We start from the raw sequence: 20932 nt of genomic DNA on the forward strand, positions 1-20932 counted from the left end.
ATCTCCTCGTACCGAGGTGTGTCCTACACGCATTTCCCGGCCGGGCCCTTCGTCCTCGAAGGCCCGGCCGTCGTGCGTCGCTGACCTGGCCCTTCGTCCGTGAACTCGTTCGGTGGTCCGGACGAGAGGCGGATGGAATGCGGGATTCCGCTCATGGTGACGGGCTTCCACAGCGCAAGCTCGTCCCATCGACCTTGCCGAATGGGTGGCCAGGACGCTCATGAGGGGTGATCATGAGAAGTCCAGAGCGCACTTCCGCTGAGGAGGCACGGGTGGCCGAGACTCTGAAGAAGGGCAGCCGGGTAACCGGCGCCGCGCGCGACAAGCTCGCGGCAGACCTGAAGAAGAAGTACGACTCCGGTGCGAGCATTCGGGCACTGGCCGAGGAGACCGGCCGCTCGTATGGCTTCGTGCACCGGATGCTCAGTGAGTCGGGCGTCACGCTTCGTGGGCGTGGCGGAGCGACGCGAGGCAAGAAGTCCGCGTCGGCCTGACGCCGGACGGCTCCTCGTTCTCCGATGGTGACCACCCGGTCGGTCTCTTGACCGCCCGGGTGGTTACTGTGCAGTCACTTAAGGGTGTGCCCGTACGGCACCCCCGCTGACCGCACCCATCGGAGGCGCCCTCATGGCTTCGTTCGACTCGCTGCTCGACAAGGACGGCGTACGGCTCACCGTCGACGACGCGATCGCCACGGTGACGCTGACCAACCCGGCCAAGCGCAACGCGCAGAGCCCCGCCCTGTGGCGGGCGCTGGCCGAGGCCGGCCGGCTGCTGCCGGGCACCGTCCGGGTCGTCGTGCTGCGCGCCGAAGGCAAGTCCTTCTCCGCGGGGCTCGACCGGCAGGCGTTCACGCCCGAGGGCTTCGACGGCGAGCCGTCCTTCATCGATCTCGCACGCGGTTCCGACGCCGAACTCGACGCGGCCATCGCCGAGTACCAGGAGGGTTTCACCTGGTGGCGGCGGAGCGACATCGTGTCCGTCGCAGCTGTGCAGGGACACGCCATCGGTGCGGGCTTCCAGCTCGCGCTCGCCTGTGACCTGCGCGTCGTCGCCGACGACGTGCAGTTCGCCATGCGCGAGACCGGCCTGGGCCTCGTCCCCGACCTGACGGGCACGCATCCGCTGGTGGGGCTCGTCGGTTACGCCCGTGCGCTGGAGATCTGTGCGACGGGGCGGTTCGTGCAGGCGGAGGAGGCGCAGCGGGCCGGGCTCGCGAACATCGCCGTGCCCGTCGATCAGCTCGACGACACGGTGGGTGAACTGGCCGCCGCGCTGTTGACCGCGCCGCGGGACGCGCTTGTCGAGACCAAGGCACTGCTCCAGGGTGCGCTGGGTCGTACGTATGAGGAGCAGCGGGTTGCCGAGCGGGGGGCTCAGGGGCGGCGGTTGCGGGATCTCGCGGGGCTTTCCGACTGAGGGCGCGCGCCTCGTCCCCGGGGGGTGGGGTCCGCGGGTCGGGGGCGTGTGCGGGTGCGTGGGGGCTGGTCGCGCAGTTCCCCGCGCCCCTTGAGGGGCTGGGGCCGCGGGTCGGGGGCGTGTGCGGGTCCGGTGGGGGCTGGTCGCGCAGTTCCTCGCGCCCCTGACGGGGCCTCTAAGGGCCCGGAGTCACGGCCGTCACCAGTACCGCTGTCGACGGGTGGTCCGGGAGTGACTTCGTGAGGGTCGCGCGGACCGTTCTGGTCGTGTCCAGCGTGCGCCCGGTCGTGTCCACCGCGATCTCCACCTGGACATGGCGGCGGGGGAGCGCCGTCTCGCTGGGGAGTTCGGTGATGCGCGCCTTGCCCGTCAGAGCTGTCACGCCCGGGACGCCGAGTGCGGCTGCGGCCACGCGGGACTCGTCCGTGCCGGGGGAGGGGCGCGGTCCGGCGGTGTGCGCGGGATCGGAGCCGGCCGGTTCCGGCGTGCCCTCGCCCTCCTCCAGCAGGCCCGTCACCCGTAGGTCCACCTCCGTGACCGTCAGACCGAGTGCGTCCGTCGCCGTCGCGATGAGGGCCGTGCGGAGACGCGACGCGGCCACGGGCAGGGGCTCGCTCGGCGTAGCCGCGAACTCCGCGTCGATGCGCAGCGGACCGGGCGGCAGCGCGCTCGGCGGCGGGGGCACGGCGGGCTCGGACGCGCTGTCCGGGTCGGCGAGGGCGAGGCGCAGGGAACCGAGGCGTACACCCGGCACAGGGCGTACCCCCCGGCGCAGTACGGCGACGGCCGCCGCCTCCGTGATCCACGCGCCGTCACCCGGGCCGCCCAACGGCAGCAGTCTGCCCAGGCCGAGCTGTTGCCGTACTGCTTGCGTCCATCGGTCCGCCGTCATCGCCCCAGCCTGCCGTATCCCTGGCGCGCGACTCGGCAACCCGTCTTAATGTGGGCGAAGAAGCCCACCGAAAGGGGATGCACGGCGATGAGCGACACGACTCAGCGCAATCGGCCGGAAGGCGCGGAGGCCGAGCAGCCGGACCAGCAGCAGGTGCGCAAGAGCGCCGTGAGCAAGCGCGGCGGCGGCGATCCGTCGACCCGGGGGCGTACCACCATCGCCGACGGGGTCGTCGAGAAGATCGCCGGACTCGCCGCCCGGGACGTCCTCGGTGTGCATGCCATGGGCAGCGGGATCTCGCGGACCTTCGGCGCCGTACGCGACCGGGTGCCGGGCGGTGGCGCGAAGTCCGTCACGCGCGGTGTGAAGGCCGAGGTCGGTGAGGTGCAGACCGCGCTCGACCTGGAGATCGTCGTCGACTACGGCGTGTCCATCGCCGATGTCGCCCGCGACGTACGGGAGAACGTCATCGCGGCCGTCGAGCGCATGACGGGCCTTGAGGTCGTCGAGGTCAACATCGCGGTCAGCGACGTCAAGCTGCCGGAGGAAGAGGACGAGGAACCGGAGAACCGGCTCCAGTGACCGATCTGCTGAGGAGCGCACCATGAGCATGGCCGTGATCGGCATGATCGCCGGAATGGCGCTGGGATTCGCCGGGTACTTCGGTGGCTTCGGCGCGTTCCTCCTGGTGGCCGCGCTGGGCGCCATCGGCTTCGTCGCGGGCCGTTTCCTTGAGGGGGACCTGGACCCCGGTGACTTCTTCCGGTCCCGCGGTACCCGCGACGACCGCCGGCGGTGACGCGCGTGTCCGAGGCCGTCGAGCCGGGCGAGCGGGGCGCCACGAAGATCGCCGACCGGGTCGTAGCGAAGATCGCCGCGCAGGCGGCCCGTGAGGCGCTCGACGTGCTGCCTCCCGGCGCGGTGCCCCCGCACGCCACGGTCGTCGTCCACCAGGACCACGCCCGCGTCAGCGTCAGTCTCGAACTCGGCTACCCCTGTGACATCGGCGGCCGGTGCGGTGCCGTGCGTCGCCAAGTCGCTCAGCGGGTAGAGGCGTTGGCGGGAATGAAAGTTCCCGAGGTCGCCGTCCAGGTGGAGCGACTGCACTCCGCGCAGACGCGCGGCGCGGCACAGGGGAGGACGCAATGAGCGAGCCCCAGGGCTCCGGGAGCACCCGACAGCAGCCCGTCATCGAGAAGGACGCCGAGAACGAACTCGGCCAGTCCACCTCCGCCGCCGACTACACACCCCTGCCGACCCTCGACGGCGCCGAGGACGGCAACGGCCGGTTCTGGTCGGCCCGCCGCGTCCCCGCGGGCCTCCTCGCGCTGCTGGTCCTGGCCGCCGCGGGTCTCCTGCTGTACGACGTCGTGGCCGTCCGCGCCGACCGGCCGGCCATGCACTGGCGCAGGTCCCTGGCCCGGGAACTCGCCGAGCGGCCCCTGGACGACACCTGGGTGCTCGTCGGCGCCGGGGTCGCGACCGCCCTGGGCCTGTGGCTGCTCGTCCTCGCCGCGACCCCGGGACTGCGCTACATCCTCACGATGCGGCGCGCCCACCCGGACGTACGGGCCGGACTGCACCGGAACGCCGCCGCGACGGTGCTGCGCGACCGGGCCATGGAGGTGTCCGGCGTGCAGTCCGTCCGGGTCCGTATGGGGCGCGGGAAGGCCGACGTCCGCGCGGTCTCGCACTTCCGAGAACTCGACGACGTACGCGCCGATCTGGACGCCACGCTCGCCGACGGCGTCAGAGGGCTCGGCCTCGCCCGACGGCCCGCGCTGTCGGTGCATGTGGCCCGGCCGGGCCGGAAGGGGTGAACGGAGTGCTGAAAATCGTGAACCGGGTCCTGCTGGGCCTCGCGGGTCTGCTCCTGGTCGTGCTCGGCGGCTCCGTGCTCGCCGTGGGCCTCGGTGCGGACCCGCCCTCGTGGTGGATCCACGACGGCCGGCACGACGTGCTGCTGAGCGACGCCGACCGGGCGCGATGGCGGGCCGACGGCTGGTGGTGGCCCGCCGTCATCGCCGCGCTGACGGTGGCCGTGCTGCTCGCCCTGTGGTGGCTGACGGCGGTGCTGCGCCGGCGCCGCCTCGCCGAGGTGCTGGTCGACACCAGCGACGGCGAGGGCGCGCTCCTGCGGGGCCGGGCCCTGGAGGACGTACTGGCCGCCGAGGCGGGCGCGTTGGAAGGGGTACGGGGTGCGCGGGCGTCGCTCATCGGTCGGCGCAGCGCTCCCGAGGCGCGGGTCCGCCTGTTGCTGGAACCGCACGCCGCCCCCGCCGAAACCCTGACTCGCCTGACCACGCAGTCACTCGCCCACGCCAGGGACTCGGCCGGCCTCACGTCACTCCCGGCCGAGGCACACCTACGCGCGGCGAAACACCCCGCAGAACGAGTCAACTGACCCGCCCCCCGCCTCTTCGGCCGCGGCCGACCTTCCAGCACCGCACCAAGCCCCCACCGACCCGCGGCCGGTCTTTCAGGGGGCGCGGGGAACGGCGCGCCAAGCCCCCACCGGGCCGCAGCGACAAAACCGACCCGCGGCTGGTCTTTCAGGGGCGCGGGGAACGGCGCGCCAAGCCCCCACCGGGCCGCAGCGACAAAACTGACCCGCGGCTGGTCTTTCAGGGGCGCGGGGAACGGCGCGCCAAGCCCCCACCGACCCGCAGTGACCACACGACCCGCAGTCGCGAGCGCGGATCCCCGGGATCAGAACCCGTTCCGGGCCCCGCCATCCACCGGCACCATGATCCCCGTCAGATAGGACGCCGCGGGCGACAACAGAAACGCGGCGGTCCGCCCGAACTCCTCCGGCCTCCCATACCGCCGCAACGGAATCCGCGCCTCATTGGCCGCCCGAGTGGCCTCAGGATCGGCCGAGTACCCGTCCAGCTCGCGCACGCGATCCGTGTCGATCCGGGCAGGCAGCACCCCGACCACCCGGATCCCGCGCGGACCCAGCTCGTCGGAGAGGGACTTGGCGAACCCGGCCAGCCCGGGCCGCAGCCCGTTGGAGATGGTCAGCCCCGCGATCGGCTCGTGCACCGAACCGGACAGCACGAAGCCGATGACCCCACCCTCGCCCAGCTCGGCGGCAGCCGCCCGCGCCAGCCGCACCGCGCCGAGGAAGACGGACTCGAACGCCGCCTGCCACTGCTCGTCGGTGTTGTCGGCGACGAAGCCGGGCGCCGGACCGCCGACGCTGATCAGGATGCCGTCGAAGCCGCCGAACCGCTCGCGGGCGGCCGCGATCAGGCTCGCCGGCGCCGAGGGGTCGGCGTTGTCCACGGCCACCCCGTGGGCGTTCGGGCCGAGCGCCGTCGCCGCCTCGGCCACCGTCCTCTCGTCGCGCCCGGTGACGATCACCTTCGCGCCGTCGGCGACGAGTTCACGCGCGGAGGCGTGACCCAGGCCGCGCGTTGCTCCGGTGACGACGTAGACGCGGTCCTTCAGTCCAAGATCCATGGCTCCTATCCTGCCTCGTCCGCCCCAGCCTCGTCCCCCTCGGGCACTCCGGTCTTCCCCTCGTCGTCGAACAGCGCGAGGGCGGTGCCCACCAGACCGATGTGGCTGAACGCCTGCGGAAAGTTGCCGAGCTGGTGTCCGGCCACGGGGTCGTACTCCTCCGCCAGCAGTCCCACGTCGTTGCGGAGCGCGACCAGCCGCTCGAACAGGTCGAGGGCCTCCTTCGTACGGCCCGTCAGATGCAGCGCGTCCGCCAGCCAGAACGAGCAGACGAGGAAGGAGCCCTCGCCGCCGGGCAGCCCGTCGACATCCTTGAGGTCCGAGCCGGACGGCTCCGAGCCGTGCGGGCCCGAGCCGTCGAGGGACGCGTCGTAGCGGTGTACGAAGCCGTCGCGGGCGAGTTCCGAGCGCACCGCGTCGACCGTGCCGACCACGCGCGGGTCGCCCGGCGGCAGAAAACCGAGGCGGGGGATGAGCAGCAGCGCGGCGTCCAGTTCACGGGAGCCGTAGGACTGCGTGAACGTGTTCCGCTCGGGGTCGAAGCCGCGTTCGCACACCTCTCGGTGCACCTCGTCCCGCATCGCGCGCCACTTGTCGATGTCGCCGTCCAGCTCGGGGTTCTCCTCCAGGGTGCGTACCGTGCGGTCGGCGGCGACCCACGCCATCACCTTCGAGTGCACGAAGTGGCGGCGCGGCCCGCGCACCTCCCACAGCCCCTCGTCGGGCTTGCGCCACGCCGTGTGCAGGAAGTCCATCATGGCCTGGTGGAGACGCCACATGTCCGGTTCGGCCGGCAGCCCCGCGTGCTGCGCCAGCGTGAGGGAGTCGATCACCTCGCCGTACACGTCGAGCTGCAGCTGCCGTACGGCGTCGTTGCCGATCCGCACCGGCGCCGAGCCCTGGAACCCGGGCAGCCACGCCAGTTCGTACTCGGGGATCCGCCGCTCGCCCGCCAGCCCGTACATGATCTGCAGGTCCGCCGGATCGCCCGCGACCGCGCGCAGCAGCCAGTTGCGCCAGGCCTCCGCCTCCTCCTGGTAGCCGCACGCGAGCAGCGCGCCCAGCGCGAGTGTGGAGTCCCGCAGCCAGCAGTAGCGGTAGTCCCAGTTGCGGACGCCGCCGATCTCCTCGGGGAGCGAGGTCGTGGGGGCCGCGACGATACCGCCGCTCGGCGCGTACGTGAGGGCCTTGAGGGTGATCAGGGAACGGACGACCGCGTCGCGGTGCGGTCCGTCGTAGCGGCAGCGGTCGGCCCAGGCCCGCCAGTCGTCGACGCTGTGCCGCAGCGCCTCGAAGGGGTCGACGAGGTCGGGGCGCGGCTCGTGCGAGGGGTGCCAGGTCAGGACGAAGGCGACCTTCTCGCCCTCGGCGACCGTGAACTCCGAGTGCGTACCGAAGTCCTCGCCCCAGGTGTGGACCTCGGGTTCGCTGCGCAGCCACGCCGAGTCGGGGCCCGCCACGGCCACCCGGTGGCCGTCGGACCTGCGCACCCACGGGACGACCGAGCCGTAGTCGAAGCGCAGCCGCAGGGTGCTGCGCACGGTGACGCGGCCCTTGAGGCCCTCGATGATCCGTACGACATCGGGGGCGCGGTCGCGCTGGGGCATCAGGTCGGTGACGCGTACCGAGCCGTCCTCGGTGTCCCACTCCGTGTCGAGCACGAGCGTGTCGGGTCGGTACGCCCGCTGGGTGCAGGCGGCCGATCCCTTCGGCGCTATCCGCCAGTGTCCGTTGTCGTCGTCGCCCAGCAGTTTCGCGAAGCAGGCGGCCGAGTCGAACCGGGGCAGGCAGAGCCAGTCGATCGATCCGTCCCGCCCGACCAGGGCGGCGGTCTGGTGGTCGCCGATGAGCGCGTAGTCCTCGATGGAAGGGTGCACGTTGTGCGGGTTCCCTTGGGATCCGGCGATCAACCTTTGTGGGGCGACTCGCCAGGTCCCCCTGCCGGGGGCGTGTTTCGGGTGCGGGCCCGGTGGGGGCTGGTCGCGCAGTTCCGCGCGCCCCCAAAAAAGCGCGCGGTTGGTCGCGCAGCCGAAGACGCGCGGGTGCCCGGGCCTCTTTAGAGGCGCGGGGAACTGCGCAGTCTTTTCGCCTTCAGGGGGGCGCAGGGCTCAGACGGGGGCGGGTTCCGTCGTCGGGGTGGACGCGGCCTCGGCGGCCTCCGCGCGGTCCCGGCGCTCGCGGCGGACCAGGACCACGAAGCCCACCGGGACGCCCGCGGCGAAGAGCCACCACTGGACCGCGTACGCCATGTGGGGTCCGATGTCGCTGTGGTCGGGCGCCGGGATCAGTTCGGGTACGTCGCCCTTGGGCTCGGGCGCGGTCAGTTCGACGTAGCCGCCGAGGACCTGCCTGCCGAGCGCCTTCGACTGCTGCTCGCTGTTGATCAGCATGACCATGCGGTCGGGCAGGCCGCGCACGTCCTTGATGCCGCTGCCGCCGGCCGTCTCGTCGGCCATCAGCCGGCCGGTGACCGTGGTCTCGCCCTTCGCGGGCGCGGGAATCCTCGGGAACTCGGTCTGCGCGCCGTCCGCGGGGATCCAGCCGCGGTTGACCATGAGGACCCGGCCGTCGTCCAGGACGAACGGTGTCAGTACGTGGAAGCCGACCTCTTCGTCGGAGTTGGTGCGGCGCCGGACCACGACCTCGTCGGCGGTGTCGAAGGTGCCCTTCGCCGTCACCCGGCGGTACAGGTTCTCGTGCTCGACCGCCTGCCCCGGCGCGGTCAGCGACTCGGCGGGGGCGGGCTTCGCGGACAGCGAGTCCGAGATCACCTGGTTCAGCGCGACCTTGTGCTCGTGCCGGTGCAGTTGCCAGAAGCCCAGCTCGATCATCGTCGGGATGAGCGCGAGCATGATGAGGGTGAGGATCACCCACTGCCGGGACAACAGGAAGCGGTACACCCCACGACCGTACAACCGGGTCGTGGGGCGCGTTCGGTCGGGTACCGGGTCATCTGCGCACCGGATCACACCCTGTCGACGATCCCCGCCTTTCCCTCCGCGCGGGCACAGTGGGCACCGCAGTACCAGTGGCCCTCCACCTCCACGCCCTGCCCGATGATCTGGACCCGGCAGTGCTCGCACAGAGGTGCCATGCGGTGGATGGCGCAGGAGAAGCAGTCGAAGACGTGCACCGCTCCCTGTGCGTGGACTTCGAAGGTCATTCCGTAGCTGTTGCCGCAAACCTCACATGTCGCCATGCGCCACAGGGTGGGCCGTTCCCGCGGTCCGGGCGAGCGGTCCGTGGGCGAGTCGCGCGGCAATCACCCGTCCGTACGGTCGCGGCAATCACCCGTTCGTACGGTCACGTCCGCGCTGTCGGTCCCGCCGCCGGTTCCACGTTCCCGAGGAGCTGGCCGAACGCCGCCTCGTCGACGACCGGGGTGCCGAACTGGCGTGCCTTGACCACCTTGGACGTACCGGACTCCGGGTCGTTCGTGACGAGCAGGCTGGTCAGCCGGGACAGGCTCGTCGCGACATGCAGCCCGGCCTCCACGGCACGGTCCTCCAGGAGGTCGCGCTCGACCGAGGTGTCCCCGGAGAACGCGATACGCATGCCCTGTTTGAGCTGCTTGCCCGGTTCGTACCGGCCGGGATTCGGATACGGGCAGGCGGGCCGCTTGCGCGAGGGACGCCAACTCGCGGGCGGCCCCGACGAGTAGCCGCCCGACGCGTAGCCGCCGGAGCCCCCGGACTGCCGTCCGATGAGCGGGGCCGCCCGGTCCGTCCACTCCGTCAGAGGCCGGCACTCCAGGAGCGGCAGCCGTACGCCGTCGCGCGCGGCGGTGTGCAGACTCGGCCGGAACGCCTCGGCGAGCACGCGCGCGTCGTCCAGCGCGTGGTGCGCGCGCTGCTGTACGACGCCGAAGTGCGCGGCCAGCGACTCCAGCTTGTGGTTGGCCAGCGGCAGCCGCAGCTCCTTGGACAGCGCGATGGTGCACAGGCGCTGACGGACCGGTGCCTCACGCCGGGCGCGCGCGTACTCCCGGGCGATCATCGACCAGTCGAAGACCGCGTTGTGCGCGACGAGCACCCGGCCCTCAAGACGGGTCGCGAACTCCTCGGCGATCTCCGGGAACAGGGGCGCCCCTTCGAGTACGTCGCTCGTCAGACCGTGGATCCACACCGGGCCCGGGTCCCGCTCCGGGTTGACCAGCGTGTACCAGTGGTCCTCGACCTCGCCGCGCGCGTCCAGCCGGTAGACCGCGGCCGACACTATGCGGTCGTCGCGGGCCAGTCCTGTGGTCTCCACGTCGACGACCGCGTACCCCTGGGGATACGCGGTCGGCCACGGGGTGGCGGACGGTGCGGTCTGACGGTCTTCGAGCATGGTCACTGAGGATAAGGGGCGCGACTGACACTCCTGTCCCCGGAGTCCGAACCCGGGGCGTATTCCGCCCCCTTCGGCACCCTTCCGGCGATATTCCGGCGATGTGCCGCAAGCTCGTGCCTGCACGGCTATGGACCATTGCCGCGCCCGGTGCGACCGTGCTGCGCGCCCGCACCGAACGGGTGGCACGCACGAGCGGAAACGCGGGAGTGGCACACACGGGCGGAATGCGCGAGTGACACGCACGAGCGAGACGCATGCGACGCGAAGGGCGGTACGGCATGGCACGCGTACGGTACGGCGCGCGGACCGGGGCGGAGATCGCCGCCGCGCGCACCGCGGGTTCCCGGCTCCCCGACATCTGGTCCACCGGTGTGGTGGCCGTCTGGGAGAGCGACCCGGACGCGGTCGCGGCGGTCCTGCCGCCTCCGCTCAAACCCACCGGACGTCCCCTCGTGAGGGTGAACATCAGCAAGGTGGACCTGCCCGGATACCCGCTGGGCGCGGGTTCGTTCGCGGTCGCCGCCGCGCACGACGGGGTCGAGGGCTGGTATCCGCTCGTCATGCCGATGACCCACGAACGGGCCCTCGTCGGCGGCCGTGAGGTCTTCGGCGAACCCAAGAAGCTCGGCGAGGTGACGGTCGAACGCGAGGACCTCGTCGTACGCGCCGCCCTCGCCCGGCACGGCATCGAGTTCGTGGAGGTGCGCGGCGCGGTGAGCGGGCCGCTGCCCCTGCCGGAACCCGTCCGGAAGACCGACTTCTACTTCAAGTTCCTGCCCGCCGTGGACGGTTCGGGCGGCGGCTCCGGCTTCGACGCCGACCCCGTCCTCGTGCACTGCGTGCGCAACGAGAAGGTGCGGAAACTGGAGCGGATCACCGGCGACGTCGTCCTGCGGGAGTCGATGTACGACCCTGTCGCCGATCTCCCGGTCCGTGAACTCGTCGGGATCACCATCGGTGAGAAGACCACGGACCAGAAGGGCACCGTCGTCGAACGCGTCGATGCGCAGGCGCTGTTGCCCTACATCCACCAGCGGTACGACGACCCGCAGCAGATCCTCGACGGGCCGCCCGAGGGGAGCGCCTGATGGAACTGGCGGAGGGACAGGTCGCCGTCGTCACGGGCGCGGCGAGCGGGGTCGGCCTCGCCCTGGCACGGCGGTTCGCGGCGGACGGGCTGAAGGTCGTCCTCGCGGACGTGGAGGCGGGCGCCCTGGAGAAGGCCGCCGCCGCGCTGCGCGGGGACGGAGCCGTGGTGCACGCGCGCGTGGTGGACGTCGGCGAGCGCGAGGAGGTCGTCGCGCTCGCCGAGGAGACGTACGACAAGTTCGGTGCCGTACACGTCCTGTGCAACAACGCGGGGGTCGGCTCGGGCGCCGAGGGCCGTATGTGGGAGCACGACCCGAACGACTGGAAATGGGCGTTCGCGGTCAACGTGTGGGGCGTCTTCCACGGCATCCAGGCCTTCGTACCGAGAATGCTGGCCGGCGGCGAACCGGGACACGTCGTCAACACCTCGTCCGGCGACGGCGGTATCGCGCCGCTGCCCACCGCGTCGGTGTACGCCGTCACCAAGTCGGCCGTCGTGACGATGACGGAGTCCCTGTACGCGCATCTGAGAGCGGAGCACGCGCGCGTGGGGGCCTCCGTGCTCTTCCCCGGGCCCCACATGCTCCGTACGGGCCTGTGGGAGTCGCACCGCAACAGGCCGGCCCGGTACGCCAAGCAGCGGCCCCGCAGGACCCCGTACCGCAGTCTCGGCCAGTGGGAGGCGGCGACGCGGGAGGCGGGGCAGGAGGTGCGGTTCACGCCGGTCGAGGAGGTCGCCGACTTCGTGGCGGACGGCATCCGCGCGGACCGCTTCTGGCTGCTGCCGGAGAGCGAACACAGCGACGCGCAGATCCGCGCACGGTCGCGCTCGATGCTCGACCGCGCCGATCCGGCGTACCTGGAGAACTTCATCCTGGACTGACAGCTGAGCTGAGACCTGGACCGAGGAGCCGAAATGTCCTCTGCAACGGAGCCCTACCTGATCATCTCCTCCGACTGCCACGCCGGGCTGCCCACCGAGGAGTACCGGCCCTATCTGGAGGCCCGGTTCCACCGGGACTTCGACGAGTTCCTCGCGGGGCAGGGCCGCCGCCGCGAGGAGATGACACGCCTGGGCATCCGCAACGAGTCCTTCGCCGACAAGTGGTTCCACGACAACGAGGAAGGCCTGCGCGGTGGCTGGGACTCCGCACAGCGTCTCAAGGAGCTGGACGGCGACGGGGTGGCGGGTGAGGTGGTCTTCCCGGACGCCGACGCCGTGGACAGCCGCACGGCCGCGCCCTTCGGCGTGGGCCTCGGCCTCTCCGGCGACCACGACCCCGCCCTCGGCATGGCGGGCGCGCAGGCCCACAACAGGTGGCTCGCCGAGTTCGTCGGCGAGCACCCCGAACGCCACTGCGGCGTCGCCCTGCTGCCCGTCACGGCGCCCACGGACCGGGTCGTCGCCGAGATCCACCGCGCCAAGCAGTCGGGGCTCGGCGCCCTGATGATCCCCTCCATGTGGGTCGACAAGGAGCCGTACCACGACCGCCGTTACGACCCCGTGTGGGCGGCGGCGGCCGAGTGCGGGATGCCGGTGCTGACCCACTCCGGAGCGGCGCCGCGCCACGAGTACGGCGACCACCTCGGCATCTATGTGAGCGAGGTGACCTGGTGGCCCGCGCGCCCCCTGTGGTTCCTGCTCTGGTCCGGTGTCTTCGAACGCCACCCCGGCCTCACATTCGGTGTGGCGGAGTCCGGCTGCTGGTGGCTGCCGAACCTGCTGTGGTTCATGGACCGGCTCTACCTGGGCGCGCACGGCGGCAAGAAGCTGTCCCCCTTCGCGGAACTACGGCGTCCGCCGCACGAGTACCTGGACCGCCAGGTCTTCGTCTGCGCGACCAACACCAAACGCCGTGAGCTGGCCCAGCGGTACGAGATCGGCGTCGACAACATCCTCTGGGGCAGCGACTTCCCGCACCCGGAGGGCACCTGGCCCGACACGCGCGCGTGGCTGTCGCGGACCTTCCACGACATCCCGGTGACGGAGACCCGCCGCATGCTGGGCCTCGCGGCGGCGGAGGTCTTCGGCTTCGACACCGACAGGCTGGCCCCGCTCGCGCGGCGCATCGGCCCCACCCCGGCGGACCTCGGCCAGCCCGAGGACCAGCCGTCCGTCGAGGCGTCCTGGGCGCGCTCGCGCGAGGTGGGCCGCCACTGGCTGACGGACCACGACTTCCCGGTCCTGGGGGCCGACCGGTGAGCGCGGACCGTACGAGCGGCTCGGACCGCTACACCGTCATCTCGGCGGACTGCCACGCGGGAGCCGACCTGCTGGACTACCGGCCGTACCTGTCGAAGGCGTACCACGACGACTTCGACGCCTGGGCGGCCACGTACGTCAATCCGTACGAGGACCTGATGGCCGACACGGCCGACAGGAACTGGAACTCGGAGCGACGGCTCGCGGAGCTGGAACAGGACGGCATAGTCGCCGAGGTCGTGTTCCCGAACACCATCCCGCCGTTCTTCCCGTCCGGGTCGCTGATGGCGCCGGCGCCGACGGCCGAGGAGTTCGAACGGCGCTGGGCCGGCCTGCGCGCCCACAACCGCTGGCTCGCGGACTTCTGTTCGGCCGCTCCCGGCCGCCGGGCGGGCGTCTTCCAGGTCCTCCTGAACGACGTGGGGGAGGCGGTGAAGGAGATCAGGTGGGCCGTCGGGGCGGGCCTCAAGGGCGGCCTGCTGCTGCCCGGCACCCCACCGGGCTCGGGACTGCCGGAGCTGTACTCGGCGGCGTACGACCCCATCTGGGCGGTCTGCGAGGAGCTGGCCGTGCCCGTGAACCACCACGCCGGCTCGGCCTCGCCGCCGCTCGGGGAGGAGCCAGCGGCCCGCGCGGTCTTCATGGTGGAGACGACCTGGTTCTCGCACCGCGCGCTCTGGCACCTGATCTTCGGCGGGGCCTTCCGCCGTCATCCCGGCCTGAAACTGGTGCTGACCGAGCAGGGTTCGGGCTGGATCCCCGGGGTGCTCGACATGCTGGACTACTACCACGGCCGTCTGGTGGCCGCGGCGACGAAGGCGGCCACCGCGGAGTCCAGGTTCGGCGCGGGCCTCGCCGCTTCGATGGGCAAGGGTCCGTCGCAGGTATGGCGGGACAACTGCTTCGTAGGGGCGAGTTTCATGCGCCCGCACGAGGTGCCGCTGCGGGACCGCATCGGCCTCGACAAGATCATGTGGGGCAGCGACTACCCGCACGACGAGGGCACGTACCCGTACAGCAGGGAGGGCCTGCGGATCGCGTACGCGGGCCTGCCGCGCGAGGAGATCACGGCGATGGCGGGCGGGAACGCGGCCCGGGTGTACGGCTTCGACCTGACCCTCCTCGATCCCGTCGCGGCGAGGACCGGCCCGACGGTGAAGGAGATCGCGGAGCCACTGGACGAGCCTCCGGCGGACGCGACGAGCCCGGCGTTCGCAAGGGGAGGGTCGGTACGGGTCTGGTGACGGGTCGTTCCCCGGGGCTGAGGCGCTCAGCCGCACCGCCCTTGGTGGGGATCACCAAGAAGCAAGCGCGTACCGTCGGTAATAGTTGTGGGTAACAACGTCTAGCCGCGGTGGGACGGTCGCCCTACGGTGCAGTAATGCCGAACCTGCCCGATGTCGTGCTGTGGTCGATACCCGCCTTCGTGCTGCTCACCGTGGTGGAGATGGTGAGCGTCCGCATCCATCCGGACGAGGACGCCGCGGGATACGAGACGAAGGACGCTGCCACGAGTGTCGGCATGGGCCTGGGCAGCATGGCCTTCGACTTCCTGTGGAAGATCCCGATCCTCGCCGTCTACACGGCCATATATGAGCTGACACCACTGCGCGTACCCGTCCTGTGGTGGACCGTGCCACTGCTCTTGCTGGCGCAGGACTTCTTCTACTACTGGTCCCACCGCGGGCACCACGTGATCCGCATCCTGTGGGCCTGCCACGTCGTGCACCACTCCAGCGAGAAGTTCAACCTCACCACCGCGCTGCGACAGCCGTGGACGACCTGGACGGTGTGGCCGTTCTACGTGCCCCTCGTCGCCCTCGGCGTCCATCCGGCCGCGCTCGCGTTCTGCTCGTCCGCGAACCTCGTGTACCAGTTCTGGATCCACACCGAGCGCATCGACAAGCTGCCCCGGCCCTTCGAGTTCGTCCTCAACACGCCCTCGCACCACAGGGTCCACCACGCCTCCCAGGGCGGGTACCTCGACCGGAACTTCGGCGGGATCCTGATCGTCTGGGACCGCCTCTTCGGGTCGTTCGTCCCGGAGACGGACCGGCCGGTGTACGGGCTGACCAAGAACATCCACACGTACAACCCGATCCGCGTCGCCACGCACGAGTACGGCGCCATCGCCAGGGACCTGAGAGCGGCGGGGAGCTGGCGCGAGCGGGCCGGGCGGGTGTTCGGGGGGCCGGGCTGGCAGCCGGCGCTGTCCGAGCCGGCTCGCGACGCCGCCCCGGCCCCGGCTGCCGTGCGGGCCGCCTCCACGGAGACCCCCGTCACGGAATCCGTCACGTGAATCCGCGCCACGCGCGCGTGTTGCCCGTCTCCCTCGGCGTCTCCTTCGCGCTGCTGAGCACCGTGGATCTCGTCTCCCTGGCCGTCGGCCCCGACACCGGTCACACCGTGGCCAAGCCGCTGCTGATGCCCCTGCTCGCCGCCTACGCGCACCTGCGCGGCGGGCCCCGGCTCCTCGTCGGTGCCCTGCTGTTCGGGTGGGGCGGCGACGTCCTGCTCCTCCTCGACGCCGAACCGGCGTTCCTCGCCGGGATGGCCTCCTTCGCGGCGGGCCATGTGTGTTACCTGCTGCTCTTCGCGAAGCTCGGGAGATCCGGGAAGTCCGGGGAGAGGACCGCTCCACGCACGCGTGCGGACCGCCTGACGGCAGCCGCGTACGCCCTCGCCCTCCTCGCCACCGTCACCCTCCTGTGGCCGGGCCTTCCCAGCGGCCTCCGGGTCCCCGTCGCCGGGTACAGCCTGCTGCTGACCGCGATGGCGTACGGCGCCACGCGGCTCGGGCCCCTCGCGGCGGCCGGGGGAGTGCTGTTCATGCTGTCGGACACCCTCATCGCGACCGGCGTCGCCGACCGGCCGCAGCCGCCACGGCCCGACCTGTGGATCATGCTGACCTACATCGCGGCGCAGTACCTACTGGTCAGAGGCGTGCTCGGGGCGCCCGGCGCACGTCCCGGACCCCCTGCCACGTACCGCGGGAGCCGGACCGTCACCAGCGGATCGGCACCGGCACCGCCGTGAGCAGGGCCGAGACCGCCACCACCAGACCCAGCACCACGACCTCCGAGCGCGCGGGGGAGTAGGCGCTGAGCGGATCTGCCGCCCGGCGCAGCCGACGCCGGGCCCACAGCGCGAGGACGGCGACGACGACCACGAGGAGCACCTTCGCGAGCAGCGTGCGTCCGTACGCCGTCGTCGTCAGCTGGTCCAGTACCGTGCCGGGCGGCATCCGGCGCAGGGTGCTGCACACGCCCGTCGCGGTGATCACGGCGAGCAGAACGGCCGCCACGCGCGCGTAGAGGCCCAACAACGCGGCACCCGCCCCGGGGGAGGTGTTCCGCCACCGGAGCAGCGTGCGCAGCGCGTACAGCAGCCCGCCCGCCCACAGGGCCGCACAGGTCACATGAACGAGTGTCAGGCCCGAACCGATCAGCGGGCTCTGTTCGGTCGTCGGATGGGCGCGCAGCGCCTCCGCGACGGCCAGCGCGGCCAGCGGCCACACCTGGGTGCCCGGCCGGCGCGACAGGGCGCACAGGCCCAGCACGACGAACGCGTTGACCTCCAGGAGCGCGAGCGCGCCGTCCCGCGACTGGTAGAGCCCGCCGATGTCCATGTCGGACAGCCGGCGCGGGACCAGGTTCCCGGTGGCCACCACGGAGGCGAGACCGAGCGCGGCGACGAAACCGGCGGCGGCCGACGCCGGGGCCCAGCTGCGCGGCGCGTCCTGCCAGGGGGCGCCGGGCACCCGACGGGCCAGCCGGGTGACGAACAACTCGCCGGCCGCCACGCACACCGCCGCGAACAGCACCGTCCGCAGCAACGCGATCCCGCCCACGCCGGGCGCGGCGGCCTCACCCGTGCCGTTCAGCACGAGGGACGGCCCGAGCAGGGGGATCAGCGCGGCCAGCGCCACCAGGGCGAGGACGGTGACGGAACGTCGCAGGGAGGCCGCGCTCATCCGGGGAGCACCCGGCTCACCGGCCGCCTCGCCGGCCGTGTCGGCAGTCGGTCGTATCGAACTCACCCCGAGATCTTCACCAGTCGTCCCAGACCGGGGCAAGTCCTGGAAAACAACCGGCGGAACGGCATTCCACCCGCCCCACGGGCATTCCGCCCCTTCATACGCGCACGGTCGCCCCGCGACTCAGCCGGGGCGGAGGGAATCCCCGCCCGTCAACGCGAAGGGGCCGGACAGCACACGGCTGCCCGGCCCCTCACACAGTGCCCTCGGACCGCGCGGGTCCTACTTGGTCACCGCGTCCAGCGCGTCCGCGGTGCCCCAGCCGTAGAAGCTGTTGCGGTTCTTCGAGCCCTCGCAGACCGCGTCGACCTTGCCGTCGCCGTCGATGTCGTACGGGTCCGTGCACGGCGTGGCGTCGGCCTCCGCGTACAGCAGGGCCTTGACCAGTGCGGCCGAGGCGTGCGGGTGCGTCGACTTGATCAGGGCCGCGACACCCGCGACGTGCGGCGACGCCATCGACGTACCGGCCATGTAACCCCATGAGCCGCCCGGCAGCGGGCCGAGGATCAGGCCGCTGGTGGCGGGCGGGGCCGGGGTCTGGTAGCGCGTCGAGTCGCCGCCGGGGGCCGCGATGTCGATGACGCCCAGGCCGTGGTTGGAGAACGACGACTTGATGCCCTTCGCGCCGGTCGAGGAGACCGTGACGACGCCCGGCAGCTGGGTCGGGATGTCGAGGCACTCGGACGGGTCGATGACGCGGTCCGAGGGGGTCGAGTCGTTCGGCGAGGTCGGGTCGGTGATCTCGTCGGCGGCGAGGTCGTAGTTCTCGTTGCCGGCCGCCGCGACGTTGACCGTGCCCTTCTTCTCCGCGTACTTCGTGGCCCGGGTGAGGGCCTCGACGAGCGCCTTCTGGTCCGGGTCGTTCTTGCAGTTGAAGTACCACGGGTCGGTGTAATAGCTGTTGTTCGTGACGTCCACGCCGTGCTCGGCCGCCCACATGAAGCCGCAGACGACGGCCTCCGTGTAGAAGAAGCCGGCCGTGGTGGAGACCTTGATGCCGGACACCTTCACGCCGGGCGCGACACCGGTGACGCCGACCCCGTTCTTCGCGGCGGCGATCTCGCCGGCCACGTGCGTGCCGTGCGGGCTCTCGGCGGCGCTCGGCCGCCAGGCGCCGTCGGTCGTGTCCGGCTTGCCCGACACGCAGTTGACCGACGCGTCGCGGTCGAAGTTCGGCGCGATGTCGGGGTGCGTGTCGTCGACGCCGGTGTCGATCACGGCGACGGTGACCTTCTTGCTGCCGAGCGTCTTCTCGTGCGCCTTGTCCGCCTTGATGGCGGGCAGGTCCCACTGCAGGGGCTCCAGCGGGTCCTGTCCGGCGACGGCGTCGACGTCGGCGATCTCGTCCGCGCTGAGCGCCTTCGGGGTGCCGACGTCGGTCGTGGACTGCGCGGGCAGCGGCGCCGTACGCGTCGAGCCCGCCGACTCCACACCGCGCACCTTGCGGATGGTCTTGGCGAAGTCGGCGTTCGACGAGTGGACGACGATCACGCCGATCCGGTCGTACGACGTCACGATCGTGCCGCCTGCCTTGGCGATGGCCTTCTTCACGTGGGACGAAGTGCCGTGCCCGGAACGGACGTTGACGACGTAGCTCAGCGGGGTGGCCTCCGCCGAGATCTTCCCGGCCACGTCGGCCGCCGTGGTCGCCCCGGCCGTGTCGGCCGCGCCGGCCGCCGGAGCGGCGGACGCGCTGACGTTCGGCAGGAAGGCGAGAGCCGTGGCCATGGCCATTCCCAGCGGGATGGCTATGAAGCGACGTGAGCGGGTGGTAGGCGCGGTCATGCTGTCTCCAGTTCGTTTTCGCGAGTTCGAGCGGGCCGTGCGGGTGGTGCGGGTGGTGCGGGCCGTGCGGGTGGTGCGGGCCGTGCGGGTGGTGCGGGTGGTGCGGGCCGTGCGGGTGGTGCGGGTGGTGCGGGAGTCCCCGGGCGGGAACCGGTCTACTTGACCGCCTTCAGCGCGTTGACGATGCCGAAGCCGTAGAAGCCGTTCACGCGCTCGCCGCCCTCACAGGTGGCGTCCTGCGTGCCGTTGCCGTCCTGGTCGTACGAGTCCGGGCAGCCCGGGTTGTCGGCCTGGGCCTTCAGCAGCGCCTGCAGCTGGGCCGGACTCGCCCACGGGTGCTCGGACTTCAGCAGCGCGGCGACCCCCGCGGCGTGCGGCGACGCCATCGACGTCCCCTGCAGGAAGCCGTACTGGTTGTTCGGCATCGTGGAGAGGATGCGGCCGTTCTTCGACGGGGTGTCCGGGATCTGGTAGAGCCGGTCACCGCCGGGAGCGGCGATGTCGATGACACCCTTGCCGTACGTCGAGTAGTACGACTTGAGGTTCTGTACGCCGGTCGCGCTCACCGTGACGACACCCGGCAGCTGGGTCGGTACGTCGAAGCACTCGTGCGGGTCGATCGTGCGGGGGACCGGCGTGGAGTCGTCGGGGCTGGACTCGTCCACGATGGCGTCCGAGGCCAGGTCGTGGTTGGAGTTGCCGGCCGACGCGAGGTGCAGGGTGCCCTTCTTCGTGGCGTACCGCTGGGCCCGGTCGACCGCGTCGACGATCGCCTTCTGGTCCGGGTCGTCCATGCAGTTGTAGAGCCACGGGTCCACGTAGTAACTGTTGTTCGTGATCTCCACGCCGTGGTCGGCGGCGAACACGAAGGCGCAGACGACGCTCTCCGGGTAGAAGAGGCCGTTGTCCGGGTCGCTGACCTTGATGCCGGAGACCTTCACGCCGGGCGCGACACCGGCGACGCCGATGCCGTTGCGGGCGGCGGCGATCTCACCGGCGACATGCGTGCCGTGGTAGTCCTCGGCGGTGTACGGACGCCAGGCGCCCGCACTCGTGTCGGCCACGCCGCCCACGCAGTTGGCGGACTGCCCGGCGGAGAAGTTGGGGGCCAGGTCCGGGTGCGTGTCGTCGACACCCGTGTCGATCACGGCGACCGTGACCTTCCTGCTGCCCGGGTTGATCTTCGCGGCCTTGTCGGCGCCTATCGCGCGCAGGTCCCACTGGTCGGCCTCAAGGGGCTCGCTCTCCGGGGTGGCCGCGGCCTTCACCTTGGCGGCCTCGGCGGCCGACAGATAGTCGGCGGCGCCCTCGTCCGTCGTACCCGCGGCGGTCAGCGGGGTCGTACGCGTCGCGCCGGCCGACTGGACGCCGCGCACCGCGCGGATCCGCGGCCCGAACCCGGGGTCGGCCGAGTGGGCGACTATGACGCCGATCTTCTCGTACGTGATGACGACGGTGCCGCCGGCCTCGGCGATCGCCTTCTTCACCGACCCGATCGTCCGGTGGTCGGTCCTCGTGTTGACCACGTACGCGAGGTTCGGTCCGTCGGCCGCGGTGACGGCGGGTGCGGACTCCTGCGGGGCGGCCGAAGCGGCACCCGGCAGAAAACCGAGCGTGGCGGTGAGCGACAGCACGACGGGCACGGCGAGCGCGAGGCGGCGTCTGGAGCGCAGATGAGCCATGGGGTCTCCACATCATCCGGAAAAGGAAC

Annotated in this window: 23 protein-coding genes; 14 read left to right on the forward strand and 9 right to left on the reverse strand. The window is 71.6% G+C overall.

Annotation, left to right across the window (positions count from 1 at the left end; genetic code table 11):
• Window positions 1-272: 272 nt before the first annotated feature.
• Together ACH4DZ_RS39940 and ACH4DZ_RS39945 are read left to right on the forward strand one after the other, a co-directional pair.
• Window positions 273-494, forward strand: coding sequence for a helix-turn-helix domain-containing protein (locus ACH4DZ_RS39940; RefSeq protein ID WP_006143370.1), 222 nt, complete (start codon window positions 273-275; stop codon window positions 492-494).
• Between the two features lie 133 nt (window positions 495-627).
• Complete coding sequence (locus ACH4DZ_RS39945) at window positions 628-1419, forward strand: enoyl-CoA hydratase/isomerase family protein (protein WP_398293900.1); 792 nt, start codon at window positions 628-630, stop codon at window positions 1417-1419.
• 175 nt (window positions 1420-1594) lie between these two features.
• Here ACH4DZ_RS39945 and ACH4DZ_RS39950 read toward each other — a convergent pair whose 3' ends face one another.
• A complete protein-coding gene (locus tag ACH4DZ_RS39950) occupies window positions 1595-2311 on the reverse strand; it encodes a nucleopolyhedrovirus P10 family protein (protein ID WP_398293902.1) in 717 nt (238 codons plus the stop codon).
• 87 nt (window positions 2312-2398) lie between these two features.
• On the opposite strand from ACH4DZ_RS39950, the gene ACH4DZ_RS39955 reads away from it, so the two are divergent.
• From ACH4DZ_RS39955 to amaP, 5 genes are read left to right on the forward strand one after another with little or no spacing between them, the layout of a single operon-like run.
• Window positions 2399-2893 carry an Asp23/Gls24 family envelope stress response protein gene (locus ACH4DZ_RS39955; RefSeq protein ID WP_398293904.1) on the forward strand — a complete coding sequence of 165 codons (495 nt, stop codon included), beginning with the start codon at window positions 2399-2401 and terminating at the stop codon, window positions 2891-2893.
• 22 nt (window positions 2894-2915) lie between these two features.
• A complete protein-coding gene (locus tag ACH4DZ_RS39960) occupies window positions 2916-3110 on the forward strand; it encodes a hypothetical protein (protein ID WP_398293906.1) in 195 nt (64 codons plus the stop codon).
• Window positions 3111-3115: 5 nt separating this feature from the next.
• Entirely contained in the window at window positions 3116-3460 is a 345-nt protein-coding gene (locus ACH4DZ_RS39965) for a hypothetical protein (RefSeq protein WP_398293908.1), read from the forward strand.
• Window positions 3457-4131, forward strand: a complete 675-nt coding sequence (locus tag ACH4DZ_RS39970; RefSeq protein ID WP_398293909.1) for a DUF6286 domain-containing protein — start codon at window positions 3457-3459, stop codon at window positions 4129-4131. The genes ACH4DZ_RS39965 and ACH4DZ_RS39970 overlap by 4 nt, the downstream gene beginning before the upstream one ends.
• 5 nt (window positions 4132-4136) lie before the next feature.
• Entirely contained in the window at window positions 4137-4715 is a 579-nt protein-coding gene (gene amaP / locus ACH4DZ_RS39975; protein WP_398293911.1) for an alkaline shock response membrane anchor protein AmaP, read from the forward strand.
• 305 nt (window positions 4716-5020) lie between these two features.
• On the opposite strand, the gene ACH4DZ_RS39980 is transcribed toward amaP, so the two are convergent.
• From ACH4DZ_RS39980 to ACH4DZ_RS40000, 5 genes are all read right to left on the reverse strand, one after another.
• A complete protein-coding gene (locus ACH4DZ_RS39980) occupies window positions 5021-5776 on the reverse strand; it encodes an SDR family oxidoreductase (protein WP_398293913.1) in 756 nt (251 codons plus the stop codon).
• Between the two features lie 5 nt (window positions 5777-5781).
• The gene (locus ACH4DZ_RS39985) at window positions 5782-7653 is read right to left on the reverse strand and encodes a glycoside hydrolase family 15 protein (RefSeq protein ID WP_398293915.1); all 1872 of its coding nucleotides are present in this window, start codon (window positions 7651-7653) and stop codon (window positions 5782-5784) included.
• A gap of 231 nt (window positions 7654-7884) precedes the next feature.
• Complete coding sequence (locus ACH4DZ_RS39990; protein WP_398293916.1) at window positions 7885-8676, reverse strand: SURF1 family protein; 792 nt, start codon at window positions 8674-8676, stop codon at window positions 7885-7887.
• Window positions 8677-8741: 65 nt separating this feature from the next.
• The gene (locus ACH4DZ_RS39995; RefSeq protein ID WP_398293918.1) at window positions 8742-8975 is read right to left on the reverse strand and encodes a hypothetical protein; all 234 of its coding nucleotides are present in this window, start codon (window positions 8973-8975) and stop codon (window positions 8742-8744) included.
• A 104-nt stretch (window positions 8976-9079) separates the two neighbouring features.
• A complete protein-coding gene (locus ACH4DZ_RS40000) occupies window positions 9080-10105 on the reverse strand; it encodes a DEDDh family exonuclease (protein WP_398293920.1) in 1026 nt (341 codons plus the stop codon).
• Window positions 10106-10386: 281 nt separating this feature from the next.
• Here ACH4DZ_RS40000 and ACH4DZ_RS40005 point away from each other — a divergent pair, with 281 nt between their 5' ends.
• The 6 genes from ACH4DZ_RS40005 (at window position 10387) to ACH4DZ_RS40030 (ending at window position 16436) form a co-directional block, all read left to right on the forward strand.
• Window positions 10387-11196, forward strand: a complete 810-nt coding sequence (locus tag ACH4DZ_RS40005) for an acetoacetate decarboxylase family protein (protein WP_398293922.1) — start codon at window positions 10387-10389, stop codon at window positions 11194-11196.
• Window positions 11196-12080, forward strand: coding sequence for an SDR family NAD(P)-dependent oxidoreductase (locus ACH4DZ_RS40010; protein ID WP_398293924.1), 885 nt, complete (start codon window positions 11196-11198; stop codon window positions 12078-12080). The genes ACH4DZ_RS40005 and ACH4DZ_RS40010 overlap by 1 nt, the downstream gene beginning before the upstream one ends.
• A 33-nt stretch (window positions 12081-12113) precedes the next feature.
• Entirely contained in the window at window positions 12114-13400 is a 1287-nt protein-coding gene (locus ACH4DZ_RS40015) for an amidohydrolase family protein (RefSeq protein ID WP_398293926.1), read from the forward strand.
• Complete coding sequence (locus tag ACH4DZ_RS40020) at window positions 13397-14644, forward strand: amidohydrolase family protein (protein ID WP_398293928.1); 1248 nt, start codon at window positions 13397-13399, stop codon at window positions 14642-14644. Before ACH4DZ_RS40015 ends, ACH4DZ_RS40020 begins: the two co-directional genes overlap by 4 nt.
• 137 nt (window positions 14645-14781) lie before the next feature.
• Window positions 14782-15699: a sterol desaturase family protein gene (locus ACH4DZ_RS40025; RefSeq protein WP_398293930.1), complete on the forward strand. Its 918-nt coding sequence runs from the start codon at window positions 14782-14784 to the stop codon at window positions 15697-15699.
• Entirely contained in the window at window positions 15696-16436 is a 741-nt protein-coding gene (locus ACH4DZ_RS40030; protein WP_398293932.1) for a lysoplasmalogenase, read from the forward strand. The genes ACH4DZ_RS40025 and ACH4DZ_RS40030 overlap by 4 nt, the downstream gene beginning before the upstream one ends.
• On the opposite strand, the gene ACH4DZ_RS40035 is transcribed toward ACH4DZ_RS40030, so the two are convergent.
• Window positions 16405-17439 carry a CopD family protein gene (locus ACH4DZ_RS40035; RefSeq protein WP_398293934.1) on the reverse strand — a complete coding sequence of 345 codons (1035 nt, stop codon included), beginning with the start codon at window positions 17437-17439 and terminating at the stop codon, window positions 16405-16407. The genes ACH4DZ_RS40030 and ACH4DZ_RS40035 overlap by 32 nt on opposite strands.
• A gap of 219 nt (window positions 17440-17658) precedes the next feature.
• Window positions 17659-19221 carry a S8 family peptidase gene (locus ACH4DZ_RS40040; protein WP_398293936.1) on the reverse strand — a complete coding sequence of 521 codons (1563 nt, stop codon included), beginning with the start codon at window positions 19219-19221 and terminating at the stop codon, window positions 17659-17661.
• Here ACH4DZ_RS40040 and ACH4DZ_RS40045 point away from each other — a divergent pair.
• The gene (locus tag ACH4DZ_RS40045) at window positions 19220-19384 is read left to right on the forward strand and encodes a hypothetical protein (protein WP_398293938.1); all 165 of its coding nucleotides are present in this window, start codon (window positions 19220-19222) and stop codon (window positions 19382-19384) included. The genes ACH4DZ_RS40040 and ACH4DZ_RS40045 overlap by 2 nt on opposite strands.
• Here ACH4DZ_RS40045 and ACH4DZ_RS40050 read toward each other — a convergent pair.
• Window positions 19377-20903, reverse strand: coding sequence for a S8 family peptidase (locus ACH4DZ_RS40050; protein WP_398293940.1), 1527 nt, complete (start codon window positions 20901-20903; stop codon window positions 19377-19379). The genes ACH4DZ_RS40045 and ACH4DZ_RS40050 overlap by 8 nt on opposite strands.
• Window positions 20904-20932 lie beyond the last annotated feature (29 nt).

This window comes from Streptomyces sp. NPDC017991, assembly GCF_044328075.1.
Taxonomy (GTDB): Bacteria; Actinomycetota; Actinomycetes; order Streptomycetales; family Streptomycetaceae; genus Streptomyces.